General features: G+C 66.9%; 14 protein-coding genes. 7 read left to right on the forward strand and 7 right to left on the reverse strand.

Annotated elements, in window-relative coordinates:
* The first annotated feature begins 23 nt into the window (after positions 1-23).
* The 6 genes from A5713_RS10405 (at position 24) to A5713_RS10430 (ending at position 6,913) form a co-directional block, all read left to right on the forward strand.
* The gene (locus A5713_RS10405; protein ID WP_067920329.1) at positions 24-596 is read left to right on the forward strand and encodes a dTDP-4-dehydrorhamnose 3,5-epimerase family protein; all 573 of its coding nucleotides are present in this window, start codon (positions 24-26) and stop codon (positions 594-596) included.
* A 65-nt stretch (positions 597-661) separates the two neighbouring features.
* Positions 662-2,167: a sugar transferase gene (locus tag A5713_RS10410; protein WP_067920365.1), complete on the forward strand. Its 1,506-nt coding sequence runs from the start codon at positions 662-664 to the stop codon at positions 2,165-2,167.
* Positions 2,168-2,173: 6 nt separating this feature from the next.
* On the forward strand, positions 2,174-3,634 hold the full coding sequence (locus A5713_RS10415; RefSeq protein WP_068095268.1) for an oligosaccharide flippase family protein: 1,461 nt from the start codon (positions 2,174-2,176) through the stop codon (positions 3,632-3,634).
* Between the two features lie 8 nt (positions 3,635-3,642).
* The gene (locus A5713_RS10420; RefSeq protein WP_068095294.1) at positions 3,643-4,701 is read left to right on the forward strand and encodes a glycosyltransferase family 4 protein; all 1,059 of its coding nucleotides are present in this window, start codon (positions 3,643-3,645) and stop codon (positions 4,699-4,701) included.
* 57 nt (positions 4,702-4,758) lie between these two features.
* Complete coding sequence (locus A5713_RS10425; protein ID WP_068095270.1) at positions 4,759-5,715, forward strand: NAD(P)-dependent oxidoreductase; 957 nt, start codon at positions 4,759-4,761, stop codon at positions 5,713-5,715.
* Positions 5,696-6,913 (forward strand): glycosyltransferase family 4 protein, encoded by a 1,218-nt coding sequence (locus A5713_RS10430; RefSeq protein WP_068095272.1) that lies wholly within the window; start codon positions 5,696-5,698, stop codon positions 6,911-6,913. Before A5713_RS10425 ends, A5713_RS10430 begins: the two co-directional genes overlap by 20 nt.
* Here the strand turns inward: A5713_RS10430 and A5713_RS10435 are convergent.
* Together A5713_RS10435 and A5713_RS10440 are read right to left on the reverse strand one after the other, a co-directional pair.
* Positions 6,888-7,841 (reverse strand): UDP-glucuronic acid decarboxylase family protein, encoded by a 954-nt coding sequence (locus A5713_RS10435; protein WP_067920337.1) that lies wholly within the window; start codon positions 7,839-7,841, stop codon positions 6,888-6,890. The genes A5713_RS10430 and A5713_RS10435 overlap by 26 nt on opposite strands.
* 9 nt (positions 7,842-7,850) lie before the next feature.
* Positions 7,851-9,167 (reverse strand): UDP-glucose/GDP-mannose dehydrogenase family protein, encoded by a 1,317-nt coding sequence (locus A5713_RS10440; protein WP_067920339.1) that lies wholly within the window; start codon positions 9,165-9,167, stop codon positions 7,851-7,853.
* A 231-nt stretch (positions 9,168-9,398) separates the two neighbouring features.
* Here A5713_RS10440 and A5713_RS10445 point away from each other — a divergent pair, with 231 nt between their 5' ends.
* A complete protein-coding gene (locus tag A5713_RS10445; RefSeq protein WP_156751833.1) occupies positions 9,399-10,166 on the forward strand; it encodes a class I SAM-dependent methyltransferase in 768 nt (255 codons plus the stop codon).
* A 72-nt stretch (positions 10,167-10,238) separates the two neighbouring features.
* On the opposite strand, the gene A5713_RS10450 is transcribed toward A5713_RS10445, so the two are convergent.
* The 5 genes from A5713_RS10450 to A5713_RS10470 all read right to left on the reverse strand — a co-directional run bounded on the left by A5713_RS10450 (position 10,239) and on the right by A5713_RS10470 (position 16,949).
* Positions 10,239-11,936 carry a GMC oxidoreductase gene (locus tag A5713_RS10450; protein WP_068095275.1) on the reverse strand — a complete coding sequence of 566 codons (1,698 nt, stop codon included), beginning with the start codon at positions 11,934-11,936 and terminating at the stop codon, positions 10,239-10,241.
* Positions 11,933-12,859: an aldo/keto reductase gene (locus A5713_RS10455; RefSeq protein ID WP_068095296.1), complete on the reverse strand. Its 927-nt coding sequence runs from the start codon at positions 12,857-12,859 to the stop codon at positions 11,933-11,935. Before A5713_RS10455 ends, A5713_RS10450 begins: the two co-directional genes overlap by 4 nt.
* Positions 12,860-12,875: 16 nt before the next feature.
* Complete coding sequence (locus A5713_RS10460) at positions 12,876-13,889, reverse strand: glycosyltransferase family 4 protein (protein WP_068095277.1); 1,014 nt, start codon at positions 13,887-13,889, stop codon at positions 12,876-12,878.
* A gap of 136 nt (positions 13,890-14,025) precedes the next feature.
* Entirely contained in the window at positions 14,026-15,501 is a 1,476-nt protein-coding gene (locus tag A5713_RS10465) for an O-antigen ligase family protein (protein ID WP_067920347.1), read from the reverse strand.
* Positions 15,498-16,949, reverse strand: a complete 1,452-nt coding sequence (locus A5713_RS10470) for a polysaccharide biosynthesis tyrosine autokinase (protein WP_068095279.1) — start codon at positions 16,947-16,949, stop codon at positions 15,498-15,500. Before A5713_RS10470 ends, A5713_RS10465 begins: the two co-directional genes overlap by 4 nt.
* Between the last annotated feature and the right edge of the window lie 147 nt (positions 16,950-17,096).

A 17,096-nucleotide genomic window follows, 5' to 3' on the forward strand; every position in this document is an offset into this window, starting at 1 on the left:
ACCCGTTACCCAAGGAGCGGTGAATGAAGTACACGCCCACCCAGATCGCCGGCGTGACGATCATTGACCTCGAACCGCAACGTGACCATCGCGGCTTCTCTTCGCGTTCCTTTTGCGCCGACGAATTCGCCAGCCGCGGGCTGAGTTTCGACGTCACCCACACGAACATCTACTTCAATTACACCCGCGGCACCGTGCGCGGCATGCACCACCGGGTGCCGCCGTACGCTCAGACCCAGGTGGTCCGCTGCACCCGCGGCGCGATCGCCGCCGTTGCGGTCGACATCCGCCCCGGGTCGCAGAGCTACGGCGACCACGTCATGGTCGAGTTGAGCGCGGACAACTACCGGGCGCTGTTCCTGCCGCCGTTCGTCGCCCACGGGTTTCAAACGCTGATCGACAACACGGAAGTCAGCTATCAGGTCAGCGGGGAGCCCGCAGCGTCCGACGCCCAGGGATTCCACTGGAACGACCCAGAATTCGGGATCGTGTGGCCGCTGCCGGTCACCGTCATCTCCGAGCAGGATGCCAGTTGGCCGTCGCGAACGCCGACCTTCGCTTCGATCGAGAGTGCAGCGTCATGTCTAACCCGTTGATGACCCAGGAATTGGTGGACGTCGTGCACGCCGAACCCGGCCCGACCAAGCGGAAACCGGCCGGCATCACCTCGTTGCCCAACCGCCGGTCCGGCGCCCTGCCGGCCACCGCGGCCACGGCGCCCTCCCCCGGCGGTAACGTCATCCGGCGTTGGCAGCACCAGTATTCGCACCACCTGCGCATCAGCGACACGGTGATCGTGTGCGCATCGGTACTGCTGGCGCAGTACGTCCGATTCGGCGAAATCGCCAACACCTCGGGTTACTCGGACGTCGCGATGACGATGCTGTCGTTCCTCTTCGCGGCGCTGTGGCTGTCGTCGCTGGCGGTATTCCAAACGCGCTCACCGCGAGTCATCGGCGCAGGCATCGACGAGTACCGCCGGATCGGCAGCGCATCGTTCTGGACGTTCGGAATCATCGCGATGGTGACCTTGCTCGCCAAGGTGGACCTGGCCCGCGGATATCTGGCGATCGCGCTCCCCGTCGGAACCATGGGCCTGCTGGGGAGCCGCAGCCTGTGGCGCAAGCACATCCGGCAGCTGCGCGCGAACGGCCTGTGCCAGACGACGGTGCTGGCGATCGGGGACCGGAAGGCGGTTTCCCACCTCGCCCACGAACTGTCCCGCAACCCCCTGGACGGATATCTCGTGGTGGGCGTTTGCATCCCGGGCTACGGGCCACCGCGCGGCAACACCATCACCCTCGGCGGCCGCGCAGTGCCGATCCTCGGTGACGTCTCCCACGCGGTGGCCGCCATTCAAACCTGTGGCGCCGATACGGTGGCGGTCACGCAGACCGATCACTTCGGGATGCACGGGATCCGGGAGCTGATGTGGCAGCTGGAGACGATGGACGTCGACGTCGTGGTCTCGCCGGGCGTGATGGACGTCGCGGAAGCCCGCCTGACCCTGCGCCCCACCGCGGGGATGCCGCTGCTGCACGTCGAGAAGCCGCAATACGAAGGCACGCAACGCTTTCAGAAGCAGGTGTTCGACTTCTTGTTCTCGCTGGCGGCCCTGGTCGCGACGGCGCCCATCCTCGTCGCGGCCGCCGTCGCGGTCAAGCTCACCAGCAAGGGCCCGGTGTTCTACCCATCCGAGCGGATCGGCATCGACGGCAAGCCCTTCCGGATGCTGAAGTTCCGGACCATGGTCGACGGTGCCGACACCCAAATCGAGCACCTGTTGGCGCTGAACGAAAGCGCCGGCGGCGTGCTGTTCAAGATGCGCGAGGACCCACGGGTCACTCCCGTGGGGAGGATTCTGCGCAGGTTCAGCATCGACGAGCTGCCCCAGTTCATCAACGTGCTCAAGGGTGACATGAGCGTGGTCGGCCCACGCCCCCCGCTGCGCCGGGAGGTCGAAAACTACGACGGCGACGTCAAGCGGCGACTGCTGGTGAAACCGGGAGTCAGCGGGCTGTGGCAAGTGAGCGGCCGATCGGACCTCTCGTGGGAAGAGTCGGTGCGGTTGGACCTGTCCTACGTCGACAACTGGTCGATGTCGGGTGATCTCATGATCATCGCCAAGACGGTTAAGGCCGTTCTCACCAGTCACGGCGCATACTAGGGAGTCATGACTGAGCCGACGACGCCCGAGGCGGTCGTCCCGTCGGTGCCGCTCTCCCGGATGGCTCACGCCTTTTCGATCCAACTGATCTGCCGCGCACTGGGAATGCTGGCCTCGGTGGTCTCCGTGGCGATGACCGCGCGCTACCTGGGTCCCGGTCGCTACGGCCAGCTCTCCATCGCGGTCGCGTTCGTGGGAATGTGGAACAGCTTCGCCGATCTCGGGGTCGCCACCGTGATCGTCCGCCGCGTCACCTCCGGCCGCGGCGACCTCGAACGACTGGTGCGCGTCAACAGCGGACTGGCCCTGATCTACTGCGTCCCGCTCGCGGCGCTGGCGGCCGGCTCGGGGTTGCTCGTCTATCACGACTACGACGTGCGGGTCATGCTGGTGGTGCTGTCCGGGGGCCTGTTACTGCAGACCATGACGACCCGCTTCGAGCCGGTGTTTCTGGCCACCGTGCGGTTCTCCGCGGTGGCCATCTCCGACGTCACGGCCCGCACGGCCACGCTGGGGATGGTCGCGGTCCTGGTCTCGGCGCACTCGAACGTCATCTGGTTCGCGGTGGCACAGCTCATTCCGCCCGCCGTGCAGCTGGTGATCCAGGGCGCCGCGGCGATGCGGCACATCTCGGTGCGCCCGGTGTTCGCGCTGCGCGAGGCCGCCGATCTGTTGCGGGAAACCCTGCCCCTGATCGGATTCCTGGTCGTCGGAATCCTTTACACCCGCGCCGACGGGGTGATCCTGTCCCTGCTCAACACCCACTCCGAGGTGGGCGTGTACGGGCTGGCCTTGACGATCGCGTTCAACACCATCGTGGTGTCACTGGTGTTCCTCAAGGCGACGCTGTCGACGGGCACCGAACTGTACGCGCGCGACGTGGCGGCGTTCGCCGCCTTCCTGCGCCGCAGCGTCGAGCTCATGTACTTCGCGGCGGTCCCCGTCGCGGTGGTCGGCGCGCTGCTGGCCGGACCGTTGATCGCGCTCTTCGGCGATAAGGCGTTCGTCGCACGCGGAACGCCGACGCTGGCGCTGCTGTTCGTCGCCGCGGCGCTGCGCTTCGTCGGTGGCACCCTCGGCCAGGGGCTCGTCGCCAGCCACCACCAGAACGTTCTGCTGTGGCTGACGGTCGCCACACTGGTGGTCAACGTGACGCTGAATCTGGTCCTCGACGGCCGCCTCGGCGCCGTCGGGCCCGGTATTGCCCTGGTGTGTACGGAATTCTTCAACATGCTGTTCAGCAGCTGGTGGCTGCACCGCCGGTGCGGTTACCGTACGCCGGTGACGTTCTTGCTGCGGGTGCTGATCCCGACGGCCGCGAGTGTCGCCGTGACACTGCTGCTCGCGGGTCAGCACGTCGTGCTCATTCTCCTGGCCGCCGCCGCGGCTTATCTGGCCACCAGCGCCGCGGTCGGCCCGCTCAAATGGTCGTCGTTGGCCGCGCTGCGCAGCAAGCAGCTGGCGTGATCGGTCGCGTGAATTCTCCTCGCGTCCTTTGGCTCTCGCCATGGACACGACCGGCGGTGCGCGTGCAGTCCGAAGCGCTGATTCGCCACGGGGCCGACGTGCTGCTCGTGACCTCTGACCGACACCCGGAGTCGGACGCCGCCCGTGACTACGAGGTGGTGCTCGAGCCGCGATTCCTCTCGGCCAAGACCTGGCCCCCGACGCTCAAGGCCTGGCGGCTCGTCCGCAAGTTCCGGCCGGACGTCGTGATCGCCGAGCAGGTCCGTGATCCACGCTGGATCGCGCTGGCCGGCCGGACGCCGCGCATCCAGGTGATCCACGACGATCGCCCCCATGACCCCGGCGAAGCGCTGCCGGCGTACGAACTGGCTCTGCTCGATCGCTGGGGCGCCCGCTCGGCTGCCACCATCGCCTATTGCGATTACGTCGCGCGCGCGGTCGCGACCCGACGCGACGTGATCGGCACACCGGTACACGTTGTGCCGCTTGCCAGCGATCTCGATCTCGATCGGGTCCCTCCTTTCGTGGATGCCAAGGGGCGTCACGACTTTGTCATGTTCGGCCGGCTCAATCCCTATAAGAATGTGGACGTGGTGTTGCGCGCCTGGCAGTGCCACGTCGAAGGCGGCGGCTGGCGCGGCGACGACCTCATACTGATCGGCGACGGGACGCTGGACGCCGACAAGCTGCCGGCCCACACGCAGTGGCGCCGCGGCGGATACCGCTACCGCGATGTCGTCACGACCCTGGCCGCCGCCAAGGGCTCGATCGCCCACTACCGGCGCGCCACTCAAAGCGGCGTGCAGGTCCTCTCAATGCAGCTGGGCGTCATGCCGATCGTTTCCACCGAGGGTGGGCCGCCCGAGTATCAACCCCCGGACTGCCCCCCGATCGGCGTCGATGACGTCGCCGGACTGGCCGCCGCTTTCGACCTTCTGGCCGACCCGGTCACCGCGGAGCGGCACGGAGCCACCGCGGCGCGTCACTACGAACGGCATTGCGCCGTCGACCTTGTCGCCGATCGCTTCCTGGAGGTCATCGCCGAAGTGATGGGCCGTCAACGTTGACCGGATACCGAGCACACCACGCGTATCCGAATGCATGGACGCGAAAGGGATAGGAACGTGAGCACGTATCTGGTCACCGGGGGCTGCGGATTCATCGGGTCGTCGGTCGTCAACTCGTTGCTGGAGCGGGGCGCAGACGTCTTCGTCATGGACGACCTTTCGCTCGGAAAAGACCGCTGGCAGAAGGCGCCCCGCAAGCCCACACTGGTCGTCCGTGACATCCTCGACGCCGACGCGTGTGACGAGGTGTTCCGGGACATCAAGCCGCAGAACGTCATTCATCTGGCAGCGCAACACTTCGTCCCCTGGTGCGAGGAGCACGTCCACGAGGCGTACACCCTGAACGTGCACGGCACGTTGAACATCCTGGAGTCCTCACGCCGGCACGGGGTCCAAGCCTTCTTCTTCGCATCCACCGGCGACGTCTACCATCCGAACTTCCTGCCCCACAGGGAAGTTGATCCGACCGGACCGGTTTATGTCTACGGCCACACCAAATATCTGGCCGAGCAGCTGTGCATGCGCTACTTCGAGTCCACCGGGTGCTTCCGGACGTTGGTGATCGGGCGGCTGTTCAACGCCGCCGGACCGCGCGAAACCAATCCGCACATGCTCGCCGAGGTCACCCGCCAGATCGCAGAGGGCAAGCACGAGGTGGAAGTCGGCAACCTCTGGCCGCTGCGCGACTACGTGGACGTCGACTCGATGGGCGCCGTCATCGTCGACACCGTCTCGCGGGTAGAGGGATTGGAGATCCTCAACATCGGATCCGGCACGGCGATCGAGGTTCGGGAGGCGTTGAGCATCATCGCGTCCGTCCTGCCGTTTCCCGTTGCCTTCACCTCGGTGCCCGAACGCCAGCGCCCCAACGACCGACCATTCCTGTGCCCGGATACGCAACGGTTGCGCCGCACCATCGGCCGCGCGGCCGAGCCGTTCAGCCAGGCCACGGCGCGAAAAATCTTCGCCGAGTACCCCGACTTCAAGCTCGAGAGTGGCCGCGGTGCGCCCTGACTTCACCCGCCCCCTGCGCGTTGCCCTGGTCGGCGACTACCCCACCGAGGAAGGCGCGGCGGTGCAGAACGGGGTGCAGTCGGTGACGTACACCTTGGCGCAGGCACTGGCTGCCCGTTCCGACGTCGAGTGCCACGTCGTCAGCGCGATGAACGGCGTGACCACAACCTACCGCCGGGCCGGCGCGCTGCACGTTCACTACGTCAGGCGCCTGAACCTCCCGCGGTTGGTCACGCTGCGCGTCAACGATGTGCCGCGCCTGGCGGCGGCAATCCGTTCGATCAATCCCGATGTTGTCCATGGGCAGGGCCAGGACCGCCACGCGCTCGGCGCGTTGGCGAGCGGGGCGCCGACGGTCATCACGCCGCACGGCGTGCTCTTCATCGAGAGCCGGTTACTGCAACGAAACCGGTGGGACGCGTTGGGTGCCCTGAAGAAACGGGCTGTCGCCAACATGGAGCGGGAGGTGTTTCGCCGCGCCCGGGACATGATCATCATCTCGCCGTACCTGGCGCAGGTTTACGGGTCGATGCTCACGGCGCGCTGCCGATTCATCGAGAACCCGATCCAAGACGACTTCTTCCGCATACGGCGCGCACCGGAACCCGGCCGAATGTTGTTCGTCGGCACCGTGGTGGCGCGCAAGAGGGTGGACCATCTCGTGCGCGCGGTCGGCGAGGTCGCCAACGACCATCGCGCCGTTGCAGACCGGCCGTGGCGGGCGGGCCTACAACTCAGGGTCGCCGGCCCCCTCGCGGACCCGAGTTGCGAACGCGAAGTCCGGCGGGCGATAGAAGAATGCGGCCTACGGGACCGGGTGAGGCTGCTCGGACCCATCAGCCACGAAGAGCTGCTCGATGAATACGCGCGCGCCCAGGTCCTCTTGATCGGCTCGCGCGAAGAGACCACTCCGCAAGCCGTCGCACAGGCCATGGCGTGTGGGCTGCCGGTGATCGCCTCCCGCGTCGGCGGCATTCCGGACATGCTCGAGGACGGCCGCACCGCGCTCCTGTTCTCGCCTGGCGATGTCGCGGCCTGCGCCGACCACATCCGCCGGATGCTCGACGACGACACCTTCAGAACAGGCATCGAACACCGGGTACGCGTCGAGGCGGAGAAGCGTTTCGACCCGAAATCGGTTGCGGAGCAGACTGTTCACGTCTATCGGGAAGTCATCGCCCAAGATCGGCCGATCTGAAATAATCGATCGTCAGTTTGACGCCTTGGCTGAATGGAACCACCGGGCGCCAGTCGAGTCTCGACTCGGCGAGGGTGATGTCCGGCTTGCGCTTCTTCGGGTCGTCCTCCGGCAGGGCCCGGAAGACGATCGGAGACGACGATCCGGTCATCTCCTTGATGATGCGGGCGACCTCGAGGACGGTCAGCTCGTCCTGACTACCGAGGTTGACCGGCCCGGTGAAGGACGATTCGCTGGTCGCCATCTTCACCAGCCCGTCGATCAAATCGTCGACGTAGCAGAAGCTTCGGGTCTGGCTGCCATCGCCGAAGATGGTGATCGGTTCGCCACGTAGTGCCTGCACGATGAACTGTGAGACGATCCGCCCATCCTCGGGATCCATCCTGGGGCCATACGTGTTGAAAATGCGGACGACCTTGATCCGAGCGCCGAAGCGGCGCGCGTATTCGAGCATGAGTGTTTCGGCAACCCGCTTACCCTCGTCATAGCATGCGCGTGGGCCGAAGCAGTTGACGTTCCCCCAATAGCTCTCGGTCTGCGGATGCAGGGTGGGATCGCCATAGACCTCGCTGGTGGAGGCCTGCAGCATGATCGCCTCTTTGTCGAGCGCCAGCTCGAGGACGTTTCTCGTACCGAGGTAGTTGGTGTCCAGGGTGAACACGGGATCGCGCTGGAACGCGAACGGCGAGCCCGGGCAGGCCATGTTGAAGACGAGGTCCAGCGGTCCCGCCACGGTGGCCGCGTCCAGCGGCCGCGTGACATCGTGCTCAAAGAAGCTGAACCCCGGGTCACCCTCGAGGTGGGTGAGGTTTTCGCGCCTGCCGGTATAGAAGTTGTCCAGGCCGAGCACCTCGACGCCGTCGCGGCGAAGGCGATCGCAGAGGTGGGATCCGAGAAATCCGGCGGCGCCGGTGACCAGGGCTCTCATCCACCCAGCCTAGTGGCGGCCCATGCCGTAGTACTCGAAACCCTCGGCCCGCAACCGCCTGGGGTCATAGATGTTTCGACCGTCGAAGACGACATGGCCCCGCATGGCCGACCTGACGCGCTGCCACGACGGCCGCTGGAACTGCTTCCACTCGGTGACCAGGACGAGCGCGTCGGCTCCCTCGACAGCCTCGTACATGTTCCCGGCGTACTCGATCGAATCGCCCAGCGCCTCTTTGGCCCGCGCACCCGCCTCCGGGTCGAAGGCCCGCACCGTCGCGCCGAGCTCGAGCAGCCGCCGCACGATGACCAGCGAGGCGGCCTCGCGCATGTCGTCGGTCTGCGGCTTGAAGCTCAGGCCCCACACGCCGACCCGCAGGCCCGTCAGGTCGCCCGCGGGCCGTCCGTCCCCGAAGTGGGCGACGATTTTGGCGACCAGCGTTGCCTTCTGCTCCGTGTTGACCTCGTCGACGGCGCGTAGCAGCCGCATGTCCGTGCCCAGCCCGGCGGCGGTATGGATCAGGGCCTGAACATCTTTCGGCAGACAGGACCCGCCATAGCCGACCCCGGGGAACAGGAATTCATAGCCGATGCGCCGGTCTGCCCCGATGGCCTCCCGCACCGCGCTGATGTCGGCCCCGGCCTTCTCACAGAGGTTGGATATCTCGTTGATGAATGAAATCTTGGTCGCCAGAAAGCAATTGGCCGCATACTTGGCCATCTCGGCGCTCTTGATATCCATGACGATCAGCGGGTGGAAGGTGCGCAGGTACGGCTCGTAGAGCTCCCGCATGATGTCCACCGCGCGTTTGGAGTCGCTGCCGAGTATCACGCGGTCGGGCTTCATGAAGTCGGTGACCGCGGTGCCCTCCTTGAGGAACTCGGGATTGGACACCACGTCGAACTCTTGCGAGGTCTTGGCGGAGATGATCTCGCGGACCCGCTCGGCGGTGCCCACGGGGACGGTCGACTTGTCGACGATGACCTTGTAGCGATCCAGGTATGCCCCGATGTCGCCGGCCGCCGCGTGCACGTAGGACAGGTCGGCCTCGCCGCCTTCGCTCATCGGCGTCGCGACGGCGATGAAGACGACGTCGGCGTGTTCGACCGCCCGCCGGCGATCGGTCGTGAAATCGATGGAGCCGTTCTCCCGGTTCCGGGCGATCAGCTCGGCGAGGCCGGGTTCGTAGATCGGAACTCCGCCGGCCAGAAGCTCGTCCACCTTGGCCTGGTCGATGTCGACACACACCACGTCGTTGCCGCTGTCGGCCAGGCAAGCGCCCGTGACCAGCCCGACGTACCCGCATCCGATGATCGAAATCTTCACGACGACACCTTCGCTTCCCGACGATCGCCCCAATAGTCCCGCAAGCGAGCGGTCCACGCGCACGTTTCATCTAGCTTCCTCAACGATCCCGGCATTCTATTTCCCCGATTCTCTGACCCCGAAAAAAACCGGAATCGGCAGCCGACTCCTGGCACGCCACCGGCTCGGGCCAGCGGGAATCTTTGTCCAAATGGGATTTTGGCGACAGCCAGGTCGGATAGGGTGTGGTGCGTGCCTAACGCGGATGCCAAGCGCGACCGGGTGCCATTCGCGGCAACCCGAAGGCTTCTCCAAAACCTCGGTCATCGCGTCGGCGGCACGGCAAAAACGAAAGTCCGCCTGTCGCTGATGAAGGCCGGCCGTCGAGTGACGGCCAGCCGGCTGGCGAATCTGCGTTCCGTGCTCAGTTACCTCGAGCTCGGCCATTGGCTGGCGCACGATTTCTCGAATGCCACGGTAGATGTCGTCGCCGACCAATTTGCGTTGTTCGACCGAGCGCTGGCCAAGGTCCGCGGACAACGGCCCCTGTACCTCGAATTCGGTGTGTTCGAGGGCCGCTCGATGCGGTGGTGGTCGCAGCACCTCCCGCATCCTCAAGCGAGGCTGATCGGTTTCGACAGCTTCGAAGGCCTGCCGCAGGACTGGCGGCCCGGCCTGGGAGCCGGCCACTTCGACGTCGGCGGCGAGCCGCCGAAGATCGACGATGCCCGCGTCTCGTTCGTCGTCGGCTGGTTCGACGACAGCCTCCCGAAGTTCGACGTCCCCGAGCACGACCAGTTGATCATCAACGTCGACTGCGACGTGTACTCCAGCGCCGCCACGGTGCTGAGTTGGGCGGAGCCGCTTCTCCAGCCCGGTACGCTGATCTACTTCGATGAGTTCCCCGACCGCGATCACGAGATGCGGGCCTTCAAGGAACTCATGGCCCGCTCGCCACGGGAATTCCGCCCGCTGGCCACGGCGCGCGGTCATCACTGGCTGTTCGAGGTCGTCAAGTGAGGGCACCCACGACGGCTCCCGGTTCCGCTGTGCGAATACGTTGGGCGATAACCGAATTCAGCCTCTGATTGATCAGTCGTCGGCAGTCCCGGGCCGCTCCGCTCGAGCACCGATGAGCCGCTCGGCGAGCCGCACACCCAGCGCAATCCCGAGCAGGGTCGGGTTGGCCTGGCTCGACGTCGGCAGCACCGAGGTGCTCGCGACGTACAGCCCGCGCACCCCGTGCACCTGAAGATCCGGGTCCACAACGCCGCCGTCGGCGGTCGCAGACATCCGAGTTGTACCGGCCTGATGAAAGCCGGCGTAGCCCTGCATGAAATCGTGTACCGAGGCCTCGACGTCGTCGGCGAGCCACTCCACGTGTCCGACGCCGTGGCGGCGCAGCTGCTGGTCGATGAGATCGATTGCCTTGCGCACGCTTTCGTAGTCGGCGTCGGAGAAATACATATGGGTGCGTATCCGGCGCATGCCGAGGGCGTCGCGTTCGTCGGTCAGCTCGATGCGGCTGTCCCAGTGCGGAAGATGCTCGCCGTGGTAGTGCAGTAAGTACCGATTCCCCGCCCCCTTGACGAAGAAGCCCGGCGCCTTGCGGCCCCGACGCAGGAACCGCGCGTAGGAGAACCGGACCGCGAATCGCAGGGAACCGAACAGGTCTCGGACGATGTTGCGCAGGTGCGCGGCGACGCGCGGCGGCCCCGCGGTCTTGGTGTGGGCCTCGCGGATCGCCGCCGCGAGCAGGAAACGCCCCAACGGGGAGATCAACGTCAGGTAGACGCCCGACAGGATTCCGCTGCCGTGCGCCGGATCGCTGATCGGCGGATTCACCATCCAGACGGCGGCATTCGGCATCCCGAGTTCGCGCTGCAGCTGTGGAGTGAACGTGAAACGGCGGCGGAGGTAGACGCCCTCGCGGTCCCGCTCGTGTTCGTAGATGACGTCGTCGCGGGTGAAGTGCACACGCGCGACCCGGGCCTCGACGTGGGACATGTACCAGCGCCCGAGGTGGCCGCCCGCGTTGCCCAGCCCGCCCGGATGATGACGGTCCGACGCGAGCAGCAGGCGGGTGGCCTCCAGGCCGCCGGTGGCAAGGATGTAGTCCGTCGCGACGACTCTGCCCTCCCGTCCATCGAGTGTCCTGACGACGAGATGGTCGACGGCGTCACCGGCCTCGGTGGTCACCACCTCGGTGCACGTCAGACCGGTCCACACCGTCAGGCCGGGGGTGTTGCGCAACTCGGCGCGGTATTCGCGCCCGAAACGCGTTGGCAGCGACCAGCGTTCGAGGTCGGTGGTGCGCACCTGTTCATCGGGCAACCCCACGACCAGGTCCCGCTGCGCCAACTCCGGGATGTCCCGCGCATTGAATACCGCCTGCCCGCATCCCGCCCAGTCGCAGGCCCGCTGCAGATAGGGCTCGACATCGTCGAACCCTATCGGCCAGGGCGACTCCGCGGTGATGGGCCGATCCTCGAAGTCGATGGCGTCGAACTTGACACATCGTCCGCCCCACAGCGCCGAGGTTCCGCCCACCTGCCGGCGAACGGCGACCTCACTGCGTGAATGAAAGTAGTCGTCCTGGTGCGAGTCGAACGCCGCCAGCTCCTGTGCCGCGCGGTTCGCACGTTCCAAACCACTTTCGATCAACGCCACCTCGACGCCCGCAGCCGCGAGCTCCAGCGCGGTCGCGATGCCAATCGGGCCGGCCCCGACCACCACGACATCGGTTCGGATCGTCATGTTGGGGGCGAACTGCGCCGGACCGCGAATCACGCGGCCGGGCCACGTCGAAACTGCTGGGCGAGAGCGAGAAAACGCGTCAGGAGCCCCGCGTCCGGCGGCGACGAGACGGCTTCCGCCGCGTCGGCAACCCGCCGCGGGTCGGTGCTGCTGTAGAGGATCGCGCGACAACCCGTGGCCGTGGCCGACGACGCGAGGATCAGCCTCGGCAGCACACCGGGGGCCAGCGGGTCCACCTCGAGTGTTTCCCGCCAGCGTTCGGCCGTTCGGGCATCCGCCGACAGCGCTGCGGACAGTGTCGTGTACGCCCGATCGAAGACCCCGAACGCGAGATCAGCAGGTCGTGGCGGAGGATCGAGGAGGTCGCCGCGGACCTGGCTGATGCCCCGCGGTGCGAATGCACCGGCAAAATCCACCTCGAGCCCCTCATCCTGGGACACACCCCAGGCGCGAATCTTGCCCTGCCGGTGGGCCCGTTCGAAGAACTCGCCGAGTTCATCGCCGGCGACGGTGTCGAAAGGCCTCGGGCCGTGGACGAACAAGATGTCGACGTAGTCGACGCCCAGCGCCGCCAGGCTCTGGTCCAGGCTGCGGGTCGCGACCGCCGCGTCGTAGCGCCGGGGGGTCAGGTCCGGTTCCTGTTGCCGCTTGACCGCGCGCCGCAGCGCCGGGGCTTGGCGCAGCAGCGCCCGGGCGGGCGCCTGGAAGCGGCCGAGACGCCGGGCCGCCCCGCCGACGTCGATGCCGAACTTGGTGGCCACCGTCACCGCGTCGCGATTCACGGTGCGCAGGAACACCCCCAGCTCGGACTCCGCCATGCCGAGGCCGTACATCCGCGCGGTGTCGAAGTGCGTGATGCCGTGTTCGACCGCGCTGCCCAGCACCGCCATCCGCTCCTTGCGGAACGGCGCCTGCATCAAACCCCCACACCCGAACCCGACCGCGCTGACCTTCAGCGCCGGTCCGCTGAGCTCAATCTGCTCCAACGCCGAGGCTCTCGTAGATCCGGCGAAGCTCGGCGCCGATGACCTCCGGGCTGCGCGTCGCCGCGATGTGCGCCTGCCCCTTGAGCCCGTCGCGCTCCGCCAGCTCCGGATCGCGCAGGTACCGACCGATAGCCGCCGCCAACGCGGGCGGATCATCAACCGGGACAAGCATTTTCGGGTCAGGCACAATGCCCGGCGTGCCGGAGACGGGCGTCGCGACCACAGGGCGGGCGCCGGCCAGGGCCTCGGTCACGATCAGCGGCATCGCCTCGGCGCGCGACGGCAGCACCACCACCCGCGCGGACCGGATCAACTCGGGGATCGCGTCCGGATGTACCGCGGGTTCCACCGAGAAGCGCTCCAGCTGCGGAGGCGTGTAGTCGTCGATGGGTCCGACCACCCGGCATTGGCCTTCGATGCCCTCGTCGAGCAGCAGCTGCCATGCCGCGGCGAGCGTATCGACCCCCTTCCGCAGGCCGATGGTCCCGGCGAAGAGTGCGACCGGCGGTGTCGTGCTGGCCCCGGGCGCGTCCCAGTCGATCGGCGCCGGGTTCACCGAGATGGTGCTGGGCACCCGCGGGGCCAGCTCCGCAACAGTGGCCCGGGCGTCCTCCGAGAACACGATCAGATGGTCGGCGCGGCGCAGGGTGGCGCCGATATAGCGGCGGTGCCGAAGGGCCTCCCTGGCGACGTCGGCGCCCTGCAGCGTCGCGACAATCCGCAAGCCCCGCGCCTTGGCCAGTCGAATCAGCGATCCTTCGCGCAGCCACGCCCCACCGTCTGAGATGTGGAAGTGCACGATGGTCGTGTGGGGTGCGCGGGCCAGCACGGCCGCCGCGCGCGCCGTCAGCACGAAGTTCTTGGCGTGGTGCCGCCCTTCCCACGTCGACAGGACGCGGATGTCGTCGGCGCCCATCTTGTGGTCGCGGATGACTCGAATCACGGTCTGCGTCCCGCCGAAGCTGTAAACGCCCGGCCCGACGTGAATGACGGAGATCATCGCAGCCCGGAAATGGGATAGCACAGCGGCGCGTGGCGGAGGTGGTCGCGCAGACAGACATTTCGCATTCGGCTAACTCCCAGAGTGATTGGCCACGGCGTCAAGGTACACCGGCCGTCCGCTCGACGTGCCCACTTCAGCGGGCCCCGGATGATGCCGTGAGCGCGGCCGAGTCGGGGCTGACCGCGGGGTTGGTGTCGCGTTTTCTGTCGCGTAAGCCGGCGAACCCCATCGCCGAACCTAGCGCGATGCCCAGCGCGAAGGAGTCCGATGGCATCTCGGGCAAAGGCCACACCCAAGATATCGCGAGGAGGCCGGCGCTGACCGCCATGCTGACCTTCGCCGCCGCGGTCCGGCAGCGCACCGCCTTGATCAACGGGATCAGCGCGAAGACGACAAACGCCGTCATGCCGACCACACCCGCTTTCGCCAGCCACCACAGATAGAAGTTGTGTGAGTAGGCGGGATAGAACTTCGCGGAAAACTCGTCGTCACCTTTCGGCGGCTGATACGCGTAACCCAGGCCATGGCCGAATACGGGCGCCTGAGCGATCGAGCGGTTCAGCAGGGCGTTCTCCCGCAGCCTCTCCAGCGCCGATTCGTCCACGGCGAGCGCGCTGGACGAAACCCCGCCGAGCACCCGCTCGTTGAAGGCCGTCAACTGGTCGGCGAGCCACGCGCCGGCTTGCGAACCGTGCAGCAAGAACAGCAATCCCGGCAACGTCACTGCGATCACCGCCGCGAAGATCGCGGCAACGACCGCGGTCCGGCGCACGGTCGGGATGCTCAGGCTGACCAACACAGCCGCCCCCGCCGCCACGGCCATCGAGATGAGCGTGTTGCGCGAGAACGACAGCAGCGAAATGATCAGCGCAGGCGGGCCGAGGGTCAACAGCGTGGCAGGTCTCAGGCAGCCGATTATGGCGGCGGCCACCAACGCGCTCAGCGTCGCGGTGGCCGGGGATTGCGTGGTCAGGATGATCCGGACAGCCTGATCGGCGCCGGTCGCCGCCCCCAAACTTTCGGCCCTGCCCGCCAGCCGGATGGCATGCAGCGAACTCACGACCGCCATGCCCGCCGAAAACCACAGGATGCCGGCGGTGACGCGGATCGACCACTTGATGTAGTCGCCGTACACCACCAACATCGCCAGCACGAAACCCACGACGATTTCGAGCATGGACAGTGATTCGCGCAGCACGATGACGGCGTCCTGCCCGTTCTCGAATCCGGCCGCGGTCGACATCACGATCGCGACCAGGAACACGCCGGGCAACCAGAAATCGGAGAATCGCGGTTTCACGATCGGAATCAGGTAGCCGATCGCCAGCATCGCGGCCAACAGGTACAAGTAGATGACCGCGGGGCCGACGACTTTGCCGACGTGCAGGCCCTGGGGCAGCGCCGCGAACGCCCCCACCAACGCCACCCATGCCATCGCCTCGGGTCTCACCCAGTAGACGACCAGGCAGAAGGTGGCGGCGATCAGCATGATGCCCTCGGTGGTGAGTCGCACCGAGAGCACGCCGAACACGAAACATCCGAACAGGAACAGCGCCAGCGAAGCTGCGCTCATGGCCATGCGGTGCCGACTGCGCAGGTAGAAAATCACGTCGACGGACTGGCCTTCGTGCGGTAGGCCTGGGCGGCGGCCCGGCGGTGCAGCGACAGCCTCGCGTCGGTCAGCACCGTACCGACGAGCTCCGCGTTGGCCGCGCGCAAAGTTGCCAGCGCATCCTTGAGTTCGTCGGTAGTGGTGCGTCCCGCCCGGACCACCAGCACCGTCGCTTGAACGGCGCCGGAGAGCAAGACCGCGTCGGCCGTCGCCAGCACCGGCGGTCCGTCGACCAGGATCCGGTCGAACCGCGACGACAACTCCCCAAGCACGGCGTCAAGCACTTCCGGCGGGTAGGCGGAGCACGGCAAGGTCTCCCGGCGGGCCGCGCGTGCTGCCAGGACGAACAGCCTCGGGAAGGGTGTCGGCTTCACGGCTTCGGCCGCGATCTCGGGGTTCGCCAGCGCGTTGGCCAAGCCCTCTCCCGATTCGACCTTCAGCGAACCGGCGATCACCGGCCGGCGGGTGTCGCCCTCGACCACCAGTACGTCGTCGCCGACTTCGGCGAATGCCCGGGACAGGTTGAGGACCGTCGTCGTGGTTCCCTCGCCGCCGAACGGTGACGCCACCAGCACCCGGCGACCGTCGGGGCCGATCGCCCTCCGCACCCGGGTACGCATGTCCCGCACGGCGTCATCGAACGTGCCGTCGGTGCCGAACCGCGGAGCCCCGCCGCGCCGGCGCGGCAACTCGCCGAGCGTCGGCAGGCCCGACAGCTCCTCCAGGTTTTCGCGGGTGCGCACCGTGCGATCGCTGGCCTCGCGGGTGAGCGCCACTGCCATGCCGAGAAGCACGCCGGCGACCAGGCCCATCGCCATGTTGCGTACCGGTGCCGGGGTGACCGGGTGATCGGGCACCTGGGGCGGCTCCACCACCCGCGCCCGCGCCACCGGCAACGGCTTTCCGTTCTGCTCTTGCACGCCCGGGGTTTCCCGGGGCTGGCCCGGCGGCGCCGTCGCATCCGTGGGTTCGGGCCGGGGGCCCGCGTTGGGGGCGTCCGGACGCGAGACCGTGCCCAACGTGGGGATGATCGCGGCGAATTGGTCGGCCAGCGCCCCCGCCAGCGCTGCCGCCCGCTTCGGATCTGTGTCTTTGACGGTGATGGTGAACAGCTGAGATTTAGCGGTGTACTTCACCTGGGTTTGGGTCAGCAGGTCGTCGGCACTGATCGGTAGCTGAAGCTGTTTGATCGCGCGGTCGGCCACCGTCCGGCCGCCGGCGATCTGGGCGTACGACGACAGCCGTTCCTGCGCTGTGAGCGTGCCGTTGTACAGCTCGGTCAGGTCGGTGGCGCCGGAGAACGAGATCAGGACCGTGGTGGACGACTGGTAATGCTTGGTCTGCAATGCCGTGATGGCCGCCGCGCCGACCGTACACGCCAGCACCGCGGCCGCCGCCAGCTTCCAGTGCGCGACGAGAATCCGGACAAAGGTACGGAAATCCATCGACCAACGGCCTTTCTGAAAACTTCGGCGGGTGCGAAAGCATCCATCCGGTCGGTTATCGGATGGGCTAAAACATTGAACATTATTGAAGCATCGTCATGCGGCGTTTGCCCGAAAAGCGATTCTCCAGGGCCATCCGTTGCAGTT

The sequence above is a fragment of the Mycobacterium sp. E2497 genome (assembly GCF_001668695.1).
In the GTDB taxonomy this organism is placed as follows: Bacteria; Actinomycetota; Actinomycetes; order Mycobacteriales; family Mycobacteriaceae; genus Mycobacterium.